Genomic DNA, 19,846 nt, shown 5'->3' on the forward strand with positions numbered 1-19,846 from the left:
TCTTCACCACTGCTTAAGCGAGAATTGGGTGTTTTCGGCGCTACTCTGATGGGGCTGGGCTCAATCGTCGGCACCGGAGTATTTGTGAGTATCGGCATTGCTGCGGAAATTGCGGGATCGGGAGTGATTGTGGCTGTGGGTATTGCTGCTTTAGTTGCTGTTTGCAATGGCCTTAACAGCGCTCAATTAGCGGCAAATCATCCTGTCAGCGGTGGTACTTATGAATATGGCTACAAATATCTCAATCCTTGGCTGGGTTTCACTGCCGGCTGGATGTTTTTGTTGGCGAAAACGGCTTCTGCTGCTACTGCTGCTTTGGGTTTTGCGGGGTATTTTTTAAATGCAGTGGGTGTTGCCGATCGCACTTATCTCATCCTAACAGCTTTAGTCGCCGCAGCCACTCTCACTCTAGTTGTATTGACGGGAATTAGGCGATCGAATATTGCCAATACTGCCATAGTCTCAGTTACACTTTTATCCTTGGCGGTGTTTGTTGCTGTCGGTTTGCCAGAGGTAAGGTGGGAAATGACCACCGTACAGAATGATAGCTCGATCGACTCCATCCTCCACGCCACCGCCCTGATGTTTGTCGCTTATAGCGGTTACGCCCGCATCACCACAATGAGCGAGGAAGTGCGCGAACCGAGGGAAACCATTCCCAAAGCCATAATTTTCACTTTGGTGCTGACAATGCTGCTTTACGTGGCGGTAGCAATAGTCTTTGTTGGCGTGGGGGGTGTTGATAAATTATCCCTGCAAACAGGTGGGACGGCTGCACCCTTGGAAGTCATCGCCCGGAGTTTCCCAATTCCAGGAGTTTCTCAACTGCTAGCTGTCGGTGCAATTACAGCCATGCTGGGAGTGCTGCTGAACTTAATTTTAGGGCTGTCGCGGATATTGCTGGCGATGGGGCGCCGCCTGGATATGCCGAGAGTCTTGGCGCGGCTCAATCCCTCCCAGACAACGCCTTATGTAGCCGTAGTTGCTGTGGAAGTCGCGATCGCACTTTTAATTCTCCTCGGCGATGTCAAAACCACTTGGTCATTTAGCGCTTTTACCATTCTGATATATTACGCTATCACCAACCTCGCCGCGCTCCGACTTTCCCCCTCCGAAAGGCTTTACCCCAAGTGGCTGGCTTGGGTGGGTTTGGGGAGTTGTTTGTTTCTGGCTTTCTGGGTGGAGAGGCAAATTTGGTTGGTGGGATTGGCGTTAATTGCCGCCGGTTTAATTTGGCGGGCGATCGTCCGACTGCCAGCGAAAAACTAGAATTGTGATAAATTGAAACAGCATTCCGCATTGTAGAGGGCCATGCCCGATCGAACTCCCTTACTGGCGACTCAAGAACCTGCCGCAGTCAGCGCCATCAGTCGCTATATCGCTCAAACACTAATTTCCATTCAGGAACAGCATCCCGAATGGATAGCTGAAAAATACAGGAAAACCCTTTGGGCAAAACCTGATTTTCAGTCAGTTTTGATTGGAAAATTGACAAAAAATTTCAAAGTAGCCAGCGATACAGATTCCCTGCTGCTGACAGCGAAAAAATACCTACAAATTCTGCTGGTTCCTGAATTCATTAATTCACCTCAATTCAGCAAATTATTTGCTAAAATTCAGCAGCTAGCCCAATTTCAAACAGCACCAGCTAAATCACAAAACTCAGTTTCCTCAAAACCTCCAACTCCCACCGCAAATCAAACAAATTCGCATCCTACCGGCATTGCTATCTTGCTGCTAGATGTCGAAAACTTGCAACTCACCCTCGAAACCGAAAAATTCCTAGAGGGAATTTGCCACTATCCCATCCAAATCAAAGTTGCCTTTGCCAACTGGCGCAGCATGGGCAAAAAAGATGCCGAATTTCACCAGCGCGGCTACCAACTAATTCACGTCCCCCCCGGCAAAGACAGCGCTGACCTGAAAATGGCTACAGTCGGCGCATCGATTTTCGTACATTATCCCACAGCCAAAGAGATTTTTGTCTGTTCGTCCGATCGCGCCCTCACCCACCTCAGCAACACGCTGCAAGCCCACGGATTAACCGTCTTTCAAGTCCGCAAGCAAATAGATAAAATCATAGTTTTAAACAGCAAAACCGGACAAGTTGAAACCCATTCCCTCGTAACTATACCGGAAATTACACCCTTAGAACAATTAGTTATTCAGCTAAAAGAATTAATCAAAAAAGAGCAACAACGCACCTCAACTCAGTGGATAAAAATTTCTACAGTTTCAGCTTTATTTAAGGAGAATTACGGTTTAGTCCTCAATCAAGTTGTTGCCAATCATTTGCTCGGCACTAAAACCAGGGAGATATTTCTCAAATATCCGACCGAGTTTGTCGTCCACAAACCCTCAGAAACTTCTCAAACTTACGTCACTCTTTTTGAAGTGAAATTGTCGCCCCCACCGCCAATACTTAGCAAAGAAAATCTGAATGCTAGCATCGCAGAACCTGCGAGCTTAACAGATATTAATTCCCTGGAAGACTTGGAAACAGCTCTTGTAAAAATAGTTGGCGACCTAACTGGCAACTCTCCTAACAATTCTGTATTTCTCTCCAATGTAGGCAGCGAATTTCACAGACAATACGGCAAACAAATTACCCAAATAATTAAGGATTTCAATCTCGGTAGAAAGTTTCCTAAATTTTTGCAATCCTGCGATTCTCTCCAGCTAAAAAAAGTAGAAAAAGGCTGGCAAGTTTCTCTAAAATAGTCAAAATAAGGGCGTTGCTTAATCAGGGTATGAAAAAAATAAGTTGAAAATCCCGAAGCTTTGTAGATACTGGTTTCTAGGATTTGCATATTTAGTCTTTCATACGGTAAATCAGCAACGCCTCAAAATAAGGAAGTTCGGCAACGGATTCGCTTTCTTCGGATGTAACTCACATCTTGCACCATTGTCAGAACAGTCTTTCTGGCCTGTTCCACAATAAAATTTATCTCTTGTGGAACAGGCCGGAAAGCCTGTTCCTAAACAAGTAATTGAGAATGGTGCAACATCTCAGATGTAACGGATGTAACGGATATCAGGAAGAAGGAGCAATTATAAAACAACCAATAACAAACAACCAATTCCCCATGCCCCATTCCCCATTCCCCAATTCCCATAACTTGAGTTAGAGACAGCCACAGAATGATTGATCCTATAATAACCGAATAATGACCGAAAAATAATTTCAGTGTGTAGCATATCTTATATCTCTAAAATTTCTCATGAAACTAACTGAACATCTAAAATCTCTTTACATCACAACAGCGAAAAAACTCAAGGGGACAGACAGACGACAATTCATGGCATTCGTAGTCAAAGGTTTGGGAATAGGTGGACAAACCTTGGCAGAACGGGAGTTGGGATGGAATAGACGCACCATCCGTAAAGGGATGCAAGAATTGAAAAGTGGTCAGCCAATTGTTGATGGTTTCCACCGCAGTGGGCGTAAGCGGGTTGAAATAAAATTACCCAACTTATTGAATGATATTAAATTATTAGCAGACCCAAAAAGTCAAACTGACCCTAGCTTTAAGAGTACGAGATTATATACACGCATAACTGCAAGTGAAGTTCGTCGTCAACTAATTGAACAATTTGGTTATAGTGATGAAGAACTACCGACCGTAGAAACAATTCGACGAAGATTGAATGATTTGGGTTATAACTTAAAACGAGTTCTTAAAATTAAACCCATCAAAAAAATTCCGGAAACTGAAGCTATTTTTGAACAACTCGAACAAATCAATACAGAAGCTGACCATGACCCTAATACTCTCCGAATCTCCATTGATGCCAAGGCAGCAGTCAAAGTTGGAGAATTTGATGCTTGTGGTAAAAATCGGATGCCAACTATTGCGCTTGACCACGATTTTGCGACTGAATCAACCGTGATTCCCTATGGCATTTTTCTGCCTGAGTACAACGAGTTATTTTTGTTTTTCGTTACCTCTAAATTGACGGCTGATTGTATTGTTGACTTACTTGAAAGTTGGTGGAAAACGGTCAAACACCGTTTTAGTCACATTCAAAAATTGGTCATCAATCAGGATAATGGACCAGAAAATAATTCTCGTCGTACTCAGTTTATGAAACGGATTTTAGATTTTGCTACATCATCTCAACTGACGTTACAACTAGCTTATTATCCGCCATATCATAGCAAATATAACCCGGTAGAGCGTTGTTTTGGTTGGTTAGAAAAGCATTGGAATGGTAGTTTACTTGATACGGTTGAGACTGTCGTAAATTTTGGAAAAAATCTCACATTTAACGGTAAAAATCCAGTAGTGAAATTGGTTGAAACAATTTACTCTACAGGAGTTACACTCAACAAATTAGCTATGGCAGAAATTGAAACTCAGATTAATCGCCTCCCCAATCTTCAAAAATGGTTCGTGGAAATTTTCGCTAAACCCACATAGTTGTTGGATCATTTTTTTTGTGGAGTTCTCTTATCACATAATTGGGTTTAAAACCCCGGGTCTTCTGGGTTTGCGGTGACAAACAAAGCTAATATGAGTTGTAAGCCTTTTCTAGCAAGGGTTTCACTAATACAAAATCGTCATAATTGTATCCAATAATACAATATTTACCCTAAACCCAGAAGAGCCAAAACCCCGTCCTTCTAGGACGGCTTTAATTGTAAACTTTCATTACACATTCACCACTCTTGTGCTGAAGGCGATAGCATAAGGATGGAGGTGAGAGCAATGCTAGTTTTTGAGTTTAAGACTTACGGAAATTCAAGTCAGTTTGATGCGGTAGGCGAAGCAATTCGGACTGCCCAGTTTGTTCGCAATAGCTGTTTACGCTACTGGATCGACAATCCGAAAAAGAACAAGTACGACTTGAATAAATACTGTGCTGTACTAGCAGCAACTTTTCCGTTCGCTGACGAACTCAATTCTCAGGCAAGACAGGCAAGTGCCGAACGCGCTTGGGCTGCTATCTCTCGGTTCTACGAAAACTGTAAGAAAAAGATTCCCGGTAAAAAAGGATATCCGCAATTTCATAAAGACTGCCGTTCAGTCGAGTACAAATCGACTGGGTGGAAACTTGCTCCAGACAGAAAGTCGATAACTTTCACCGATAAAAAAGGGATCGGCAAGCTGAAACTAAAAGGTACTCGCGATTTGCATTTTTACCAAATCAACCAAATTAAACGGGTTCGATTAGTAAAACGTGCTGACGGTATTTACGTTCAATTCTGTATAGATGTCAATAGAACGGAAAACACAGAGCCGACAGGTAATACTATCGGATTAGACGTTGGGCTGAAAGAATACTACACCGATTCAAACGGAGTCACGGTTGAAAACCCTAAATTCCTACGAAAAGGCGAACGTGTTTTCAAACGCAGTCAGCGTCGAGTATCGAAAAAAGTCAAAGGCTCAAAAAATAGAGGCAAAGCTCGACAGATTTTAGGCAAGCGTCATCTCAAAATAAGTAGGCAACGTAAAGACCATGCCGTGAAATTGGCAAGGTGCGTAATTCAGTCAAACGACTTGATAGCATACGAAGATTTGAGAATCAAGAATATGGTGCAAAATCACTGTTTAGCTAAGTCTATTAACGACGCATCTTGGTATCAGTTCCGTGTATGGCTGGAATATTTTGGAAAAGTATTCCAGCGCGTAACGGTTGCGGTAAATCCGCAATATACCAGCCAAGAATGCTCTAGCTGCGGTGAAATTGTCAAAAAAACGCTATCCACCAGAACTCACGCCTGTAAATGTGGTTGTCTGATGGATAGAGATTTCAATGCCGCTAGAAATATCCTAAGTCGGGGATTGGGTACGGTAGGGCATACCGGAACCCTTGCACTAGATGCAAATAACGCTTTGGGAGAATTGACCCCTACTTTGGTTGGAGAAATCCTGCCTCAGCAAGTCGGCTCTGTGAACAAAGAATCCCCTCGCCTTTAGGCAGGGGAGTGTCAACATACAATCTGGACGTAAAGAAATGTAAAGGGATATGCAAGACAAAGTTGTGGTTGTGGTAGGTGCAACGGGCGGCATCGGTTCAGCGGTGGCCCGCAAACTCGCCGACGCGGGTGCGACGCTGGTGCTCGCCGCCAGAAACAGCAGCAAGTTAGACGCTTTAGCTGGCGAATTGTCGGCAACAGAGGTACTGTCAGTACCTACAGATATCACCGATTTGCAGCAAGTCGAGACGCTAATGCAGACAACTGTAAAACACTTTGGACAAATTGATGCTCTCATAAACGCCGCCGGTGCGGGAATTCTCAAGCAGTGGAACAAGTTAGAACCCGCTGATTTAGATGCGATGCTTGACTTGAACTTGAAAGGCAGTTTTTACACATCTCAAGCAGCGGCGAATGTGATGAAAGACCGCAAATCCGGCCACATCTGCAATGTCATCGGGATTTTGGGCAAGCATTCGATGGCAATGGGAACGGCTTATTGCGCTTCAAAGTTTGGAGTAGTTGGTTTCAGCAAGTGCATGGCCGATGAGCTGCGGCGCTACGGTGTTAAGTTTACGTTATTCTATTTTGGTGGGGTGGATTCTCCGTTTTGGGATAATGTGAGTTTGAAGGTAGACAGGTCAAAAATGCTGAGTACCGAAACTGCTGCAAATGCAATTATGTTTGCTCTTTCTGCTGACCCGCAAGCTGTGCCGATGGAGATTAATATTCAGCCGGAAAGTCATTTGTTCTTTTAGCGATTCAGGAGTGATTGGAACGCAGGAAAGAGAAGGTGCCGCAAGCTGAAGGCAAGACAAATTACGACCTTTTCAGGTTTGAGAACTTGCGCCGAACATCTATATGTAAGACTTCATACACACCGCACCTTACCGCTTGGCGAAGCACTCACGGTCAAACCCAAGTTATCGCAGATACCGGTTTTGTTTTAAATGCCGGCGTATTTCTGCCTTCAGAGGGAGTTAGGATATTCAATTTTTACCTTATTATTTAGTGGGTACACGAAAAATATATGAAAAATATCTCTTCCTCAATCCCTTCCTTGCAGTTTCCCACTGAAAATCGGCAGAGTTTCCATTTTTCAGTTTCCATTTTCAATTATTGATTATGGAGTTCGATCGCATTCAATTTTACGTTGAAAATGCTAAACTATCCCGCGACTGGTTTGTCAGCCACTTAGGCTTTCAATCAATAGCAGGTTATGCCAACAGCCACACTCGCACTGAAGCTGTCAGCAGTGGCAATGTATGTTTTGTTTTGTCTTCGCCCTTGACATCGGCTAGTCCCGCTGCTAGTTGGTTGAAGTTTCATCCTCCGGGGATTGCCGATGTAGGTTTTCGGGTAAAAAATATCGAATTAGCGGTAGCTAGAGCGGCTGCCGAAGGCGCTAAAATCCTGGAACCGATTCAAGAAGACCTAAACGAAGGAGGCTATTTTAAGCGGGCAAAAATCGCTGGTTGGGGAGATTTAAGCCACACGCTTGTTGAGGGAATTGGCGAGAATTCACTGCTGCGGGCTTCTGCTAAGCTGCCGCTGTTTACCCTGATCGACCACGTAGTGTTAAATGTTGAATCGGGCGATTTGTCAAGTGCTGTTAGTTGGTATCAAAAAATATTAGGTTTTGGGCCGCAGCAAAATTTTGACATTCAGACTGAGAAGTCGGCTTTACGCAGTCAAGTTATGGTGCACGCTGAAGGCGGGGTGCAATTCCCGATTAACGAACCGGCATCAGCTAATTCTCAAATTCAAGAGTTTTTGAGTGCAAATCGGGGGCCGGGAATTCAGCACATGGCTTTGCAAACTGCTGATATTGTAGGTGTTGTTGCCGATTTGCGATCGCGCGGTTTGTCTTTTCTGCCGGTTCCTCCAACATATTACTCCCAATTGCAGCAGCGACAAAACTATGTGCCGCCAGATTGGCAAGCAATTGCAGCTTGTCAAGTTTTGGCAGATTGGCAAGAAGAGACTCCCGCAGCGATGCTGCTGCAAATCTTTACCCAGCCAATTTTTGCAGAACCGACTTTCTTTTTCGAGATTATTGAGCGGCGAGTTACTTTGGTTAACGGCAAACAGGTGCAAGCTGGAGGTTTTGGGGCTGGGAATTTTCGGGCTTTGTTTGAGGCAATTGAACGGGAACAAATGAAGAGGGGAAGTTTGATCGATGATGGATAAAATTTCCACTTTTTAGGTCATGCGGGTCTGTCGAGCAGCATTGTTAGATCCGTCCACCCGTAAGCAATTTCCTTGAGTAGAACTCCTGCTCTATTTATTTGCTGTTCGTCCACTTTCTTACCTCCCAAAATCTCATAAAATCTACAGGCTGAATTATCTCTCAAAACCCAAACTAACATCGAATTTAAGTTTAATTGAGCCAGTTTTGCTGCAACTGTTACCACGAGTTTTCGTCCGATTCCTTGATGCTGATATTCCTGCAAAATATAGATCGCAAATAATTCTCCTTTATAAATATATTTGTTAGTTCGTTCGCAGCCGCCCGCAGCAAAGCCAACAATTTGTCCTAGTTCATTCTCAGCAACGCACACAAAATCTTCACTTTTTTCTGCGTTTACGAGGATTTCTCGCCAATTGCTTTCTCCCTTTTCATAGGATAACTGTGCCAGGTAATCTGCTGGTACGATTTTTCGGTAAGCTGTCCGCCAAGTGTCTACATTAACCCGTGCAATTGCACGTGCGTCAGCGATTTTAGCTTCTCTCACAATCATCAGAAAATACTCCTTTTCCGCCCTGCAATTCTATCTTCGAGTCTAGGCAAACTATGCGATCGCGCTCTTCTAGTTTAGCTCGATACAGCGCTCGATCGGCCTCTCCAATTAATCCCTCAATCGATAAACCAGCAGCAACCACAGCATTAGCGACCCCGATACTGAGAGTTACAAACTCACTTACCCTGGAAGCAGCGTGAAAAATTCCCGCTGCTTTCAAATCGCTGCGAATTGATTCAGCTAACCGCATTGCCCCTTTCACATCAGTCCGCGACAAAATTACCGCAAATTCTTCGCCGCCGTAGCGGGCCGCTAAATCGCCTCCCCGGTTAGCATTTCTCTCTAAAATTTTAGCCACTTTTTTTAAACATTCGTCGCCTCCTTGATGGCCGTAAAGATCGTTATAAAGTTTGAAAAAATCGATATCCAGCAAAATCAAAGACACTGGCTCTTTCTCTCTAGCCATCCGCTGCCATTCCGATTTAAATGTTTTGTCAAAACAGCGGCGGTTAGCAATCTGAGTCAGTCCGTCCACAGAAGCGAGCCGCTGCAATTCCAGGTTAGCTGCTTCTAATTCTAATTTGGCTTGTTCTAAAGCTAAATTTTGCCAAGCTAATTCTTTACTTTGCCGCTTTTCTTGTTCGTACAAAAATCGGATTGAAGATTCAGCTTCTTGCAATTCTTTCTCCGCATATTTGCGCTTGACAAACTGCCCTAATTGAGAACCGACAGCAGCCATCATTTGAAGCAAATCTTCATCCGGCGGCTGTTTTTCCCGGCAAAAAAAAGTCATTACCCCTACGACTTGACCGCTAGCGCGAATCGGGAAACCGAAGGCAGAGCGCAATCCTGCTTTAGCCGCTAAGTGCGATCGCACGAAATTGCCATCTTTAAGAATAAGCTGTGTTGCATCTAGATTGCCTATGGTATTAGAGGGGGAGAGGGGGAGAAGGGGAGAGGGGGAGAGGATTTGACGATTGTTCGATCGGGACTCGAAATATACAATTTAAATGCACAAAAGCTTATCCGTAATCCACTGCGGATAACTCGTGTTCCAAACTACTCCCGGCAAACCCGCACCCGGCTCTAGAGTAATCTGCTTGGAATGTTCCACAAACTCGCCAACTTCTGTCCCCCGCCACCAAACTCCCACTCGCAGCAGAAAAGGGATATTTTCAACAGCAGTATCTGGTGCAGCGAACAAAAATGGTACTTTGTCGCGCCTGTGTTCCGCATCAAATTTAGTCTCTTTTTCATCCGCAGGCGTCCAAAGTTCGCCGATATCCCACCCCAAACTTTCACAGATAGCTTGCAAAATTTTCGGAGTGGCGCTCTCTAAAGAACCAGATTCTGACATGATGCGAGCTACTGCATACTGTGCTGCTTGACGCTTTTTTGTCCGCTGTTCCTCGGTGATATCCCTGCCCGCACAGACAAAATCTTGTATGGTTTCGTTTTGTGAGTGCTTGCTTTCTATGCTTGTTTCGATAGTAGAGCAGGAAAATGCAACTGTCAGCTTTGAATTTTTTTTAGTGGTACAAGCTACTTTTACTTGATGCCAAGATTCTGTTTTAAGTTCAGCAGGTAGCTGGCTAACTTGACGCAATAATTCCTCGTCAGCCGCAATCATCGAGATGGGTTTACCGATTAATTCTGCTTCGGTATATCCAAATAATAGTTGTGTGGATTTATTCACTTTTTTAATTTTTCCCGATCGCGTTGTCACAAATAAAATATCATTTAGTTAGTTAATAACTTTATCAATATAATCGCGAGCCGCCGCCAAGTAATCTACTTTAATACTGTTTTCGTTCGCTGCCTGAAGCAGACTTTGCTGAAGAGAAGCAGTGTCTGTTACGTCTTCGCATAAAATAATTAATCTCTCTCTCTGGCTTAAGCTGTTCTTTCTGACCAAAAATATACAAATTTAGATACAAATAAGAGCCATCATTTAAAACTCTTGTTACTGATTTTAATTGGAAAGTTGGCTGTCGTTCTTCAAGAATATCGTCTAGCACTTCTTCAATTCCGATCGGTTCGGGAAAACTATCGCGCACATATTTTTCTTTTTCGACTCCATTAGGAATGTCGGCAAACTCTTGCAGGTTCAAGGATGTTTCTTGAATCTTCAGTTCTCGATCGACTGCCAGGTATTCAATTCGACGTAAAGATAACAGTTTGTCAAGCAGATTTTTAATATTTCTGGGGCTGATATGTAAGCTGAATGTTGGCAGCATTTCTTTATTGTAAAACATCAATCTCAAAGGTTGGCAGGTAAAGTTAGTTGTTGTTTGATGGCTACTTAGCTTATGCAACTGTTAGGATAAATCAATGTTTGTGAAAGCTCTACTTGCGCTCGCAATGACATAAATACGCGCTCGATGTGTAAGTACCAAGCTATTGATAGCGAGTTTTAACTATTGACAGGTGCCAGCAAATTTTACTGCTGATTAATTTAACCCAAGAGTAAATTGGACTCCTCTAATTTATTTTGTCTTTGACAAAGCTAGCAGAATATGAGTTCGATAAAAGGTTTTGAACAATCATTTAAACTCAGCCTCAACTCAGCCTAGATTTAGGGCTAGATTTACAGCGTATTCCAGGTTTATGAAGTAGGGACACGGCAGTGCCGTGTCCCTACGGCGGGATAGATCGATCGGCAGGTGTCCTTCATAAACGTGGAATCTGCTGCATGAACAATACGTAGCGGTTTGCACTATTTGTGCCGCACATCTTAATTTTAAATTCCCCGATATGGGTTGGTTACAACCGCTAAAGTTGAGGAGCGACACAGTTTAATTCAAATGTTTCCTTTAATAGACCTCTTGCAAAAATCCTTTTAATCAAATTCTGGAACGGGCAAGATGCCCATTCCACAAGAAAAAAAATTTTGTGGGATGGGCATCTTGCCCGTCCTAGTTATTTTTGCAAGAGGTCTAATTAGCACAATTCCTATAGACCTTACCTCCCCTAGATATTTGTGTCAATTTTTTTAAAGAAAGTGTTACCTTTTAGTGATATAATATCGAACAATTTGTATAAAATCTTAAAAATACTCTGCTAAATGCTGAGACTTATTACCGACTTTGACGGCCCGATTATGGACGTGTCCGATCGCTATTACCGAGTTTACCAGGAGTGTCTGGTCCAGACTCAACGCGAGGGGCAAGCAGTGCGCGAATTACCGAAAGCCGAGTTTTGGGACATGAAGCGCGCGCGGGTTCCCGAAACCGAAATCGGCATCCTCTCAGGATTAGACGCAGCCCAAGCCCGGGAATTTGCCCAGAAACGCCGTCAAACCGTCCATACGTTCCCCTACCTGATGTACGATCGACCAGTCCCCAGCGCTCTGGAAACCCTCGAAAAGGTGCAGCGCGCTGGAGTAGACTTAGCGGTGATGACCATGCGCCGCGTCAGGGAACTGGACGAAGCCTTCAACCGCTGCAATTTAGGGCATTTTTTCCCAGAAAACCGCCGCTATTGCCTTTCCAACGATTACGTCAAAACCGGGGATGTCAAAGATAAACCCCTGCTGATGGCAAAAGCTCTCGCCGAAATGCCACCGGCTTCTGACCTTTGGATGGTTGGGGATACGGAGGCAGATATTGTAGCAGCAAAAACGCACGGTGTCAAGGTAATTGGTGTTTTGTGCGGAATTCGCGATCGCACCCAACTAGAAATGCACCAACCGGATTTAATTGCTAACAATTTGAGCGAAGCAGTTGAGATTATTTTAGATAGTCAGTAGTCAGTAGTCAGTAGTCAGTAGTCAGTAGTCAGTAGTCATTAGTCAGTAGTCATTAGTCATTAGTCATTAGTCATTAGTCATTGGCAATTGTTAATTGGTAATTAGTAATTAGTAATTGGTAATTGTTAATTGTTAATTGGTAATTGGTAATTGGTAACAACTACTAACACCTAAAAACTACGAACCAACCACTAACAATTAATCAATAACAATAATTAACCACTGTCAACTGTCAACTGCCAACTGCCAACTGCCAACTGCCAACCGTCAACTGTCAACCGTCAACCGTCAACTGCCAACTGTCAACTGTCAACTGTCAACTGTCAACTGTCAACTGTCAACTGCCAACTGTCAACTGACTATCGCAGAAAACCGCTAACCAGCCACAGAATTAAAAACGTAAACAAAGCGATAAATTTCTCTGTTGTTATAAATGCCGTACTGACCAAAGGGCCCAAAAGGCCTCCCAGCACCAAGCCTATAACCAAGCCAGCCACAGTCAGCAGCACAGCCCGACCAAATTTTTGTTCCTTGCGATTAACAAAATAAAGACAAGAACCGACTCCAAGAGCCAGAGTCAACTGTAGTAAAGAATCATTAGCCGCCGGATAAATACTCAGTCCGCCTAACCCGACATACACCCCAGCCGGCCACAAAATGTCCGATCGACTAGGAGTATCGATCAGCCGCTGCAACCAAGCAGGGCTGCCCGACGGAGCAGACGGAGTAAAGTTTGGGGGTGCGGGAGTCAGCCGCTCGGGAAAGCGGATGCGTTCGGGTACTTTAATTTTACCTTCCTGTCGCTGGCGCAGGCGATCCATGAGGATCGCGTCATAAGCAACTTCGATCGATTCCAAACGTTTCTTGTCACCGCTGTACTGCTCGGCTAGACGTGTGCGGGCCTCTTGCACTTCATCAAAGGAAGCATCTTCATCGACTTCAAGCAGTTGATAGGGAGTTGGCTCACTCATCAGAATTATGGGTTTGAAACCCCGTCCTTCTAGGACGGCTTTACATTGAATTGAATCCCCTTGCGGGGTTGGGGGAGGTATGGTTGCCTCCCCGCCGGGATATGGTTGTCCCGTTCTCCTTTCGGAGTAAAGTTAGCTTGTCGGTCAATGTTTTAAGGGCTTGTTAGGCTGAAAGCACCGTCCCAGTGACCTTAGGACTGTTTAACTCTCAGCGATAGAGCGGAAAACTAGCTTCGCATTCTCCGGTATCGTGACCCAAAAAACGTAGTCTGTTAAAACTTAGGCTGGTCAGAATGGCTTGTTAGATTTCTCCTTCAAGCCTCATGCCTTTAGGCTGAGGTTCCTGACTGTAATAACCCGCTGAAGACTCTCGTTATAGAGCAATCTTAACAAGAGAGGAAAGCGGGGCGGGGCCTCTTGCCGCTTTCCCAAAAGTTTTGCTGCTAGTTTTTAGTGCTTTTTGACAGGAACCAGCAAACCTTACGAGGGTAGAAGGTAGAAAGTAGAAGGCATTCGGAAATTAAAGTTTTTCAATCCAAAGATTTTTATTTAGATTGTTATTTTTAGAGCAGGCAATCTAAAATTTTACCTTGTGCCGAATGCCTTCAGCAGGGACTTGTCCCGCAGGCGCTCACAATTCCCGACCACTGGACTTTTTTAAGTCGATCGCGGCGGTAGGAAAAAAAGCGAGCCGAGTCAGAATAAGTACAGAAAGGAGCGATCGCCAGTTGAGAAAGATCGATTCCCAACTGCTGCAATTGCAGAGCATTGCACAGGCGAACATCCAAGCGTACTTTTCCCGGTTCAGGATCGGCCGATACAGGCGTTGCGGGCAGTTGGTGCAAAAACTCGCAGATGCCGTCGGCTGTCGCACTAACGGCACTCTTGGGAGCAATCGTGGCTCCCAGTTCCGCAGCCACTTCCACAGATACCTGGTAAACCTTTCCAGCGATCGCCGGCCCCATAGCAATCTTCAGATTTTCTCTTTTACTGCCTTGCGCCACAAGTTGAGCGATCGCCTCTGGTAATATCTTAGCAGCAGTCCCGCGCCAACCCGCGTGAACTGCCGCAACGAGTCCAGTGCGATCGTCAGCAATCAGCACCGGCACGCAGTCTGCCGAGCAAACCCAAAGCGCCTCCAACTCCCGCACAGCCACCAAGCCATCAGCCGACTCATAGCTTTGGGGCGGGGTTTCCGGGCCCGGAGCCACAACCGGGGGCAACTCAGTGGTGTTGAGTACCGCATTGCCGTGTACCTGCTGGAGGCGGTAAACCCGGGCTCCGGGTTCGAGAATTTCCGTCAGCTCGATCGGCCCCCGCGGCGAGAAATCGCGCGTAAAAAAGCCGTGAGACCACCGGTCGAGCAAGCTGCAAGTCAGATAGGGCAAGCCTTCCCAGCTTTGCCAGTGCCAACCGGTACCGTCAGCTTGTCCGGCGCATTCAGAGTCGGGAAAATTTGTCAAGCGATCGCCAGCTAAAGTCATGAAACCCATCTATTTTTAAGCGAATCATTTGCCTTGTATTGTAAACAATCAACATTGAAAGCCGACTAAGTTTAAATGGACGATCGGCTTTCATCAAAAAATCGCGCTGAAGGAGGCCGTTTGTTTAAGGACGACCAACGCCCGAAATTTGGCATAACCCATCGCAAAAATTCGGCAAATAATTAACATAGACGAACACCAAAGCGCTATCATCAGTTTGGCGCTCGCAGACTCCTGAGCCAGTGCAATCAAGCTCGAAAAAACCAGGGCATCGATCGCGCGGCTCGACGCAGTAGCATTCAACCTTGTTCGATGCGCCAAAAAAATTGCCTCAAGCCCGGTAAAATCATTTAGGGCTGTAATAAAGATAAGGATTGCAATACATTTCGATCTTGACCGAAAATAATTTGGTCGCAACCCCGGATTCATCCGTGGAGCGAGAAAAAAGCTCCTCGCGGACGATCGCCAGCCCCCGGATTTATCAGTGGGGTAAAATCTCAAATCTAAAATCGATTGACTTCGATCTCCTTGCGCCCCCTGTTGAGTTGGGAAAAAAAAATCGTGAAACCACTTCCAGACAAGCAAATAACAGCCCATTTGAACACCAAACAGCAAAAAAACAACCCTACAGGCGCCCGGACTCGATCGCGCCTTTTGTCCGAGCGCTCACTGCTGGTGGGACTGGGTTGCCTTGCCAGTCTGGGACTGCTCAGCAAAGGCATAGTGTGGGCCCAAGCCGAAACTCCGCCAGCAGAACAAGCCGTCCCCAGCGCCGCAGACCTCCAGCCATTATTTGAAGCTCCTATCGCGCCCCCGGAACCCGAATTCAGCCAAGGGTCGCCAGAACCAGACCCTGCACCGCAGGCAGAAGTTCCGTACGTCGAGCCGGAGTACGCCAAACCGCCGTCCGAGCCGGAGTACGCCAGCGAACCACCTCCGACCCAATATTATCTGCCGGAACCCGCGCTGATTCCCCTGCCAGAAGCAACGGCCCAGGAGCCGCCTTTTGAAGCGCCAGTTAACCCAGCCCACGCAGAAACCGACCAAACAGACTACAGCGTTGGCGCTACCAGCGACTACGAAGCACCAGCAACAATAGAGTTTGCAGAACGATCGACCGGCTGCCAAGGAGTTGGCGGTTGTGCGCCTCCTCCTGTTTCCGAGCCAGTGACGGCAGATGCAGGAGAACCCAACTACAACCGGGAAACTCCGATCGCAGGCAACTCCTACATTGCACCTCCTCCTCCTCGAAATCTACCAGAAAGCCTTCCCGGGAATGCTCCGAGCCTTCCGGGCAATGTTCGGGAAACCGTTGCCGGAAATAGTAGCCCGAATGCTGTCAGTAAAATCGGTGAAGCCGTTCAAGAAATAGGCAGCCAGCTTTGGGGGGGTTCAAACCCGCCGGAATCTGCTTACGCACCCCCGGGCTACTCGGCTAACCCCGGCTACTCGGCAGACGCTGGATACTCGGCAGACGCTGGATACTCGGCTAACCCTGCATCTTACGGCGGCGGCGCTCCAGCGCCCAGCATGGGACTCGGGCCGATTCAAGTCGGTGCGATTAGTGTCAGCAGCGACAGCAATACAGGTTTTGCTTACTACAATCTCACGCCGCGTCCCGCAGGCTTGCCCGGAAATGGCAACAAAAGCTTGCTGTTTCCGCTATCTATTGCTGCGGAAATTACTTCGCCGTTTGGGTGGCGGACTCATCCGGTTATGGGCTACGGCAGGTTTCACACCGGAACTGACTTGGGAGCCCCGCTGGGAACCCCCGTACTGGCCGCCTATGCGGGTCAAGTGGCGATCGCCGATTGGTTGGGCGGCTACGGTTTGACGGTAGTTCTCAACCACAACAAAAAGTCTCAGGAAACTCTCTACGGACACCTTTCGGAACTGTTTGTGAAACCGGGAGAGTGGGTGAAACAGGGAGAGACGATCGGCCGCGTCGGCAGTACGGGAATGTCTACAGGGCCTCACCTCCACTTCGAGGTTCGGCAAATGACTGACCAGGGTTGGGTGGCGATCGACCCGGGCTCTCAGCTAGAATTCGCTCTGGCAAGAGCGATCGGCACTTTGGAAACCGCCAAAGTACCGCAAATGCCGAAAATGGTGGAAATACAAACCGCTAGCGGACTCAAGGATTTGGAAAACGATCTGCCCCAGCTTCCACCTCTGCCGCTGGGAATGGACATCGAAGTTCACAACCTCCAGCCGCCATTCCCGGAACTGTTAAAAGCTGACACTTCTAAGCCGAAAGACAAGCAAGCCTCCCAACCCAAAACTCAGAAGCAAGCTAGCAGGTAAAAATGGGGGCTTGGCTGGATTAATTTTTTTAGGGGCGCGCGAATAGCCCGCCCCGCAAGAAAATTTATCTTTTGTGGAACGGGCACGCAATCCCGTTGCTTTTCTTCGTTACCAGGCTCTTTCTGGGAACGAGGAAAAACCAATAAAAATGGGTAAATTGCAGCTTATGCTAATAGCGCAGCATTTGTGGGAATTAATTTTATTTCTGATTATTGTAGTCGGCCCGATTCCCTTAAGCTTGTCTCTTGCCTTCGAGAATCAGAACGAAAACAGTAACTGTTCGTTTCCCCATTTTCTACTCGTACTCCTGACGGGATGGAGCATTGCACAAGTTTGTACCGGCTTGATTTTAGGAAGTGCCGATCGCCTAAATATTGCTGCGGTAATTATAGCTGAAATTCTGATTTGTGCGATCGGCTTAATCGTCATTTATGCCAAAAACCAAACAGCTTTTACCTTCTCGCAGTGGTCGATTCCCCAACTTCAGCAACCTCGGGGTCTATCCGAATATCTAATTATTGGTGCCGCCGCTTTTTCAGGAGTTGTGCTGTGGCACACTCTAACAACCAAACCCACAACCAATTATGACTCATTGTGGTTTCACCTGCCTGCGATCGCCCGATGGTATCAAACCCATTCATTTACATTATTAGATGCCGCCGGAAATTGGATTTTTGAACACGAGCAAGCCCGAGTATATCCCTACAATTGGCACGTTTTGTCTGCTTTGTGCGTGCTCCCCTTCCGAGAAGACTTTCTCGCAGCTTGTCCCCTGCTAATTGCCTGGGTACTTGAGGGAATTGCAGTCTATCTATTGAGCTTAAAATTTGGAGCAAGCCGAATTCACGGCATGGCAGCATCATCTTTAGTATTGACAGTACCGATGGTACTCAACCAAGTTAACACCATTCACCCAGACTTACCGCTAGCCGCAATATTTACAGTCGGTTTGTATCTAGGTTTATCCTATCATAGCAGCCGATCGCAATCCGAACTTTCCCTATTTTTGGCAGCCGCAGGAATGCTAGCCGGAATAAAAATCACCGGTATAGTCTATGCAGCCTCACTTTTAGGAGGATTAGCAATATTAGAAATTAAAAGATTCGCCCTTAATAAAAAATCCATACTTGCTAATTTTAGAATTCGCTATTTTCTCAAACCAGTCTTGCTGTGCGGCATAGCTTCTTGCTTGCTTTTAGGAGGTTTTTGGTATGCGAGAAACTTGCTGCACGTTAATTATCCTGTGGGCGATGCCAGCGAGATTCAAATTCCCTTACAGCCTGTTCCCTTACCGTCTCCCGTACCATCGCCAACACCTACCCTACCGCCGTCCCCAACACCGACTGTACCATCGCCAACACCCACCCTACCGCCGTCCCCAACACCGACTGTACCATCGCCAACACCTACCATACCAGCGCCTCCGGCTTCGCCACTTTTAAAGATTTGGCAAAGCACTTTAGCAGCTCAATTTAATCCCACCAATATTTCCCACTGGCAAACTCTCGGCTTACAAATTATCATTAGATTGCAACTGCCATTTCTGGCGATCGCACTTCAGGTATTGGCAGCACCTCTGGCTTTGATCGAAGGTAAAACCAGAATAATCAATCAAAATAATATCATTTTAATTATACTTCTCGCCAGCACAGGAATTCTGTATTTAATTACACCTTACACGTCGGGTACTGCCGGAGAGTCGATCGGTCAACTCAGCCCTATACTAGGTTTTAACCTCAGATACGGATTTCCATTTTTAAGCGTATTCGCCGTCGCCGCAGCAGCTACAGCAACTCTCTTGAAAACTCCAAATCTAGTTGTTATGGCAGTGGTTTTGGTTAGTGGTTTGTTCGGAATTACTAACAACACAATTTTTGATTATATAAAAAATGCTTCCTTCACCGGAGATAGTATTGTTTGGGGAAGTTTGTTGATTGACAATTTTAAGTCTAACCCAGTAGAAGCTATTAATAGTATCTGGAAAATATTAGCTCCAAGTTGGCCATATATATTACCCGATCCGATATTTTATATTGTGTCAGTGACGCTGGCTGCGATATGGTTGAAAATTAATCCAGGCTTCGGATGGCTGAATCATCTATTTCCTACCCGAAAAAAGTTGATTTACATAGTGATAATTGGTGTTTGTATAGGATTGATAGTAATTGGTCATTGGAGGGAAAAGCGAGATTTGGCACGCACAGAACTGTATCGCGGTATTTACGAATATATTGATAAAAATACAGTACCAGATGAAAGAATAGGCTTCTTTTTGAGTTCCCGCAGCTACTTGTTTTACGGGAGAAATTTGGACAGACAAGTTTTATATGTGCCGTTTAGAGCCGATCGACTTTCGGCATGGATTGACAACCTCCGACAAAATAAAATTAGGACTGTGGGATTCGGGCCCCTGACTGAGACAGACAAGTACACCAGACAAGCTTTATCTTGGCTGACAAGTGCCGAGGGCCCGCTGCAACCAGTTTTCGGGAAAGATTTTAATACTGAGTCGGTGCTATATCGGTTGAAAAATTAAAAGTTATTAGTTATAATTCAATACGGTTCACTTAAGAGAGATCCCCCCTAACCCCCCTTAAAAAGCAGGGTGGTTTTATTGTGGGGAGAAGAAATCTGAAACGACAGAAAGCACCACTCAAAGCTCGCGTCTGGGACGC

The 19,846-nt window shown here is 45.8% G+C and carries 15 protein-coding genes; 9 read left to right on the top strand and 6 right to left on the bottom strand.

Annotation, left to right across the window (positions count from 1 at the left end; translation table 11 throughout):
• The 6 genes from QUB70_RS21450 to hppD all read left to right on the top strand — a co-directional run.
• Positions 1-1,269, top strand: a 1,269-nt coding sequence (locus QUB70_RS21450) for an APC family permease (protein ID WP_332983310.1), incomplete at its 5' end; no start/stop codon positions are given.
• 42 nt (positions 1,270-1,311) lie between these two features.
• On the top strand, positions 1,312-2,721 hold the full coding sequence (locus QUB70_RS21455) for an NYN domain-containing protein (protein WP_332983311.1): 1,410 nt from the start codon (positions 1,312-1,314) through the stop codon (positions 2,719-2,721).
• Between the two features lie 500 nt (positions 2,722-3,221).
• Positions 3,222-4,421: an ISAzo13 family transposase gene (locus QUB70_RS21460; protein ID WP_332983312.1), complete on the top strand. Its 1,200-nt coding sequence runs from the start codon at positions 3,222-3,224 to the stop codon at positions 4,419-4,421.
• Positions 4,422-4,709: 288 nt separating this feature from the next.
• Positions 4,710-5,924, top strand: a complete 1,215-nt coding sequence (locus QUB70_RS21465) for an RNA-guided endonuclease InsQ/TnpB family protein (RefSeq protein ID WP_332983313.1) — start codon at positions 4,710-4,712, stop codon at positions 5,922-5,924.
• Positions 5,925-5,973: 49 nt separating this feature from the next.
• Positions 5,974-6,681: an SDR family oxidoreductase gene (locus QUB70_RS21470; protein WP_332983314.1), complete on the top strand. Its 708-nt coding sequence runs from the start codon at positions 5,974-5,976 to the stop codon at positions 6,679-6,681.
• A 367-nt stretch (positions 6,682-7,048) separates the two neighbouring features.
• Positions 7,049-8,113: a 4-hydroxyphenylpyruvate dioxygenase gene (gene hppD / locus QUB70_RS21475; RefSeq protein WP_332983315.1), complete on the top strand. Its 1,065-nt coding sequence runs from the start codon at positions 7,049-7,051 to the stop codon at positions 8,111-8,113.
• Positions 8,114-8,130: 17 nt separating this feature from the next.
• Here hppD and QUB70_RS21480 read toward each other — a convergent pair whose 3' ends face one another.
• The 4 genes from QUB70_RS21480 to QUB70_RS21495 form a co-directional block, all read right to left on the bottom strand.
• The gene (locus tag QUB70_RS21480) at positions 8,131-8,664 is read right to left on the bottom strand and encodes a GNAT family N-acetyltransferase (RefSeq protein ID WP_332983316.1); all 534 of its coding nucleotides are present in this window, start codon (positions 8,662-8,664) and stop codon (positions 8,131-8,133) included.
• The gene (locus QUB70_RS21485) at positions 8,645-9,670 is read right to left on the bottom strand and encodes a diguanylate cyclase (RefSeq protein WP_332983324.1); all 1,026 of its coding nucleotides are present in this window, start codon (positions 9,668-9,670) and stop codon (positions 8,645-8,647) included. Before QUB70_RS21485 ends, QUB70_RS21480 begins: the two co-directional genes overlap by 20 nt.
• Positions 9,671-10,360: a PAS domain-containing protein gene (locus tag QUB70_RS21490; RefSeq protein WP_332983317.1), complete on the bottom strand. Its 690-nt coding sequence runs from the start codon at positions 10,358-10,360 to the stop codon at positions 9,671-9,673.
• A 100-nt stretch (positions 10,361-10,460) separates the two neighbouring features.
• A complete protein-coding gene (locus QUB70_RS21495; RefSeq protein WP_332983318.1) occupies positions 10,461-10,919 on the bottom strand; it encodes a hypothetical protein in 459 nt (152 codons plus the stop codon).
• An 809-nt stretch (positions 10,920-11,728) separates the two neighbouring features.
• On the opposite strand from QUB70_RS21495, the gene QUB70_RS21500 reads away from it, so the two are divergent.
• Positions 11,729-12,412: an HAD family hydrolase gene (locus QUB70_RS21500; protein WP_332983319.1), complete on the top strand. Its 684-nt coding sequence runs from the start codon at positions 11,729-11,731 to the stop codon at positions 12,410-12,412.
• Positions 12,413-12,771: 359 nt separating this feature from the next.
• Here QUB70_RS21500 and QUB70_RS21505 read toward each other — a convergent pair whose 3' ends face one another.
• Both QUB70_RS21505 and pgeF read right to left on the bottom strand, forming a co-directional pair.
• On the bottom strand, positions 12,772-13,383 hold the full coding sequence (locus tag QUB70_RS21505) for a CPP1-like family protein (protein WP_332983320.1): 612 nt from the start codon (positions 13,381-13,383) through the stop codon (positions 12,772-12,774).
• A gap of 605 nt (positions 13,384-13,988) precedes the next feature.
• Positions 13,989-14,867, bottom strand: a complete 879-nt coding sequence (pgeF, locus tag QUB70_RS21510) for a peptidoglycan editing factor PgeF (RefSeq protein ID WP_332983326.1) — start codon at positions 14,865-14,867, stop codon at positions 13,989-13,991.
• Positions 14,868-15,428: 561 nt separating this feature from the next.
• Here pgeF and QUB70_RS21515 point away from each other — a divergent pair.
• On the top strand, positions 15,429-17,171 hold the full coding sequence (locus QUB70_RS21515; RefSeq protein ID WP_332983322.1) for a M23 family metallopeptidase: 1,743 nt from the start codon (positions 15,429-15,431) through the stop codon (positions 17,169-17,171).
• Positions 17,172-17,244: 73 nt separating this feature from the next.
• Positions 17,245-19,707, top strand: coding sequence for a hypothetical protein (locus QUB70_RS21520; protein ID WP_332983323.1), 2,463 nt, complete (start codon positions 17,245-17,247; stop codon positions 19,705-19,707).
• Positions 19,708-19,846 lie beyond the last annotated feature (139 nt).

Origin of the sequence: Microcoleus sp. A003_D6 (assembly GCF_036702825.1) — a bacterium.
Taxonomy (GTDB): domain Bacteria; phylum Cyanobacteriota; class Cyanobacteriia; order Cyanobacteriales; family Microcoleaceae; genus Microcoleus.

Coding starts and splice junctions, on each gene's coding strand:
- QUB70_RS21500 (WP_332983319.1), top strand. CDS start 11,729: ATGCTGAGACTTATTACCGACTTTGACGGCCCGATTATGGACGTGTCC.
- QUB70_RS21465 (WP_332983313.1), top strand. CDS start 4,710: ATGCTAGTTTTTGAGTTTAAGACTTACGGAAATTCAAGTCAGTTTGAT.
- QUB70_RS21495 (WP_332983318.1), bottom strand. CDS start 10,919: ATGTTTTACAATAAAGAAATGCTGCCAACATTCAGCTTACATATCAGC.
- QUB70_RS21470 (WP_332983314.1), top strand. CDS start 5,974: ATGCAAGACAAAGTTGTGGTTGTGGTAGGTGCAACGGGCGGCATCGGT.
- QUB70_RS21460 (WP_332983312.1), top strand. CDS start 3,222: ATGAAACTAACTGAACATCTAAAATCTCTTTACATCACAACAGCGAAA.
- hppD (WP_332983315.1), top strand. CDS start 7,049: ATGGAGTTCGATCGCATTCAATTTTACGTTGAAAATGCTAAACTATCC.
- QUB70_RS21455 (WP_332983311.1), top strand. CDS start 1,312: ATGCCCGATCGAACTCCCTTACTGGCGACTCAAGAACCTGCCGCAGTC.
- QUB70_RS21505 (WP_332983320.1), bottom strand. CDS start 13,383: ATGAGTGAGCCAACTCCCTATCAACTGCTTGAAGTCGATGAAGATGCT.
- QUB70_RS21480 (WP_332983316.1), bottom strand. CDS start 8,664: ATGATTGTGAGAGAAGCTAAAATCGCTGACGCACGTGCAATTGCACGG.
- pgeF (WP_332983326.1), bottom strand. CDS start 14,867: ATGACTTTAGCTGGCGATCGCTTGACAAATTTTCCCGACTCTGAATGC.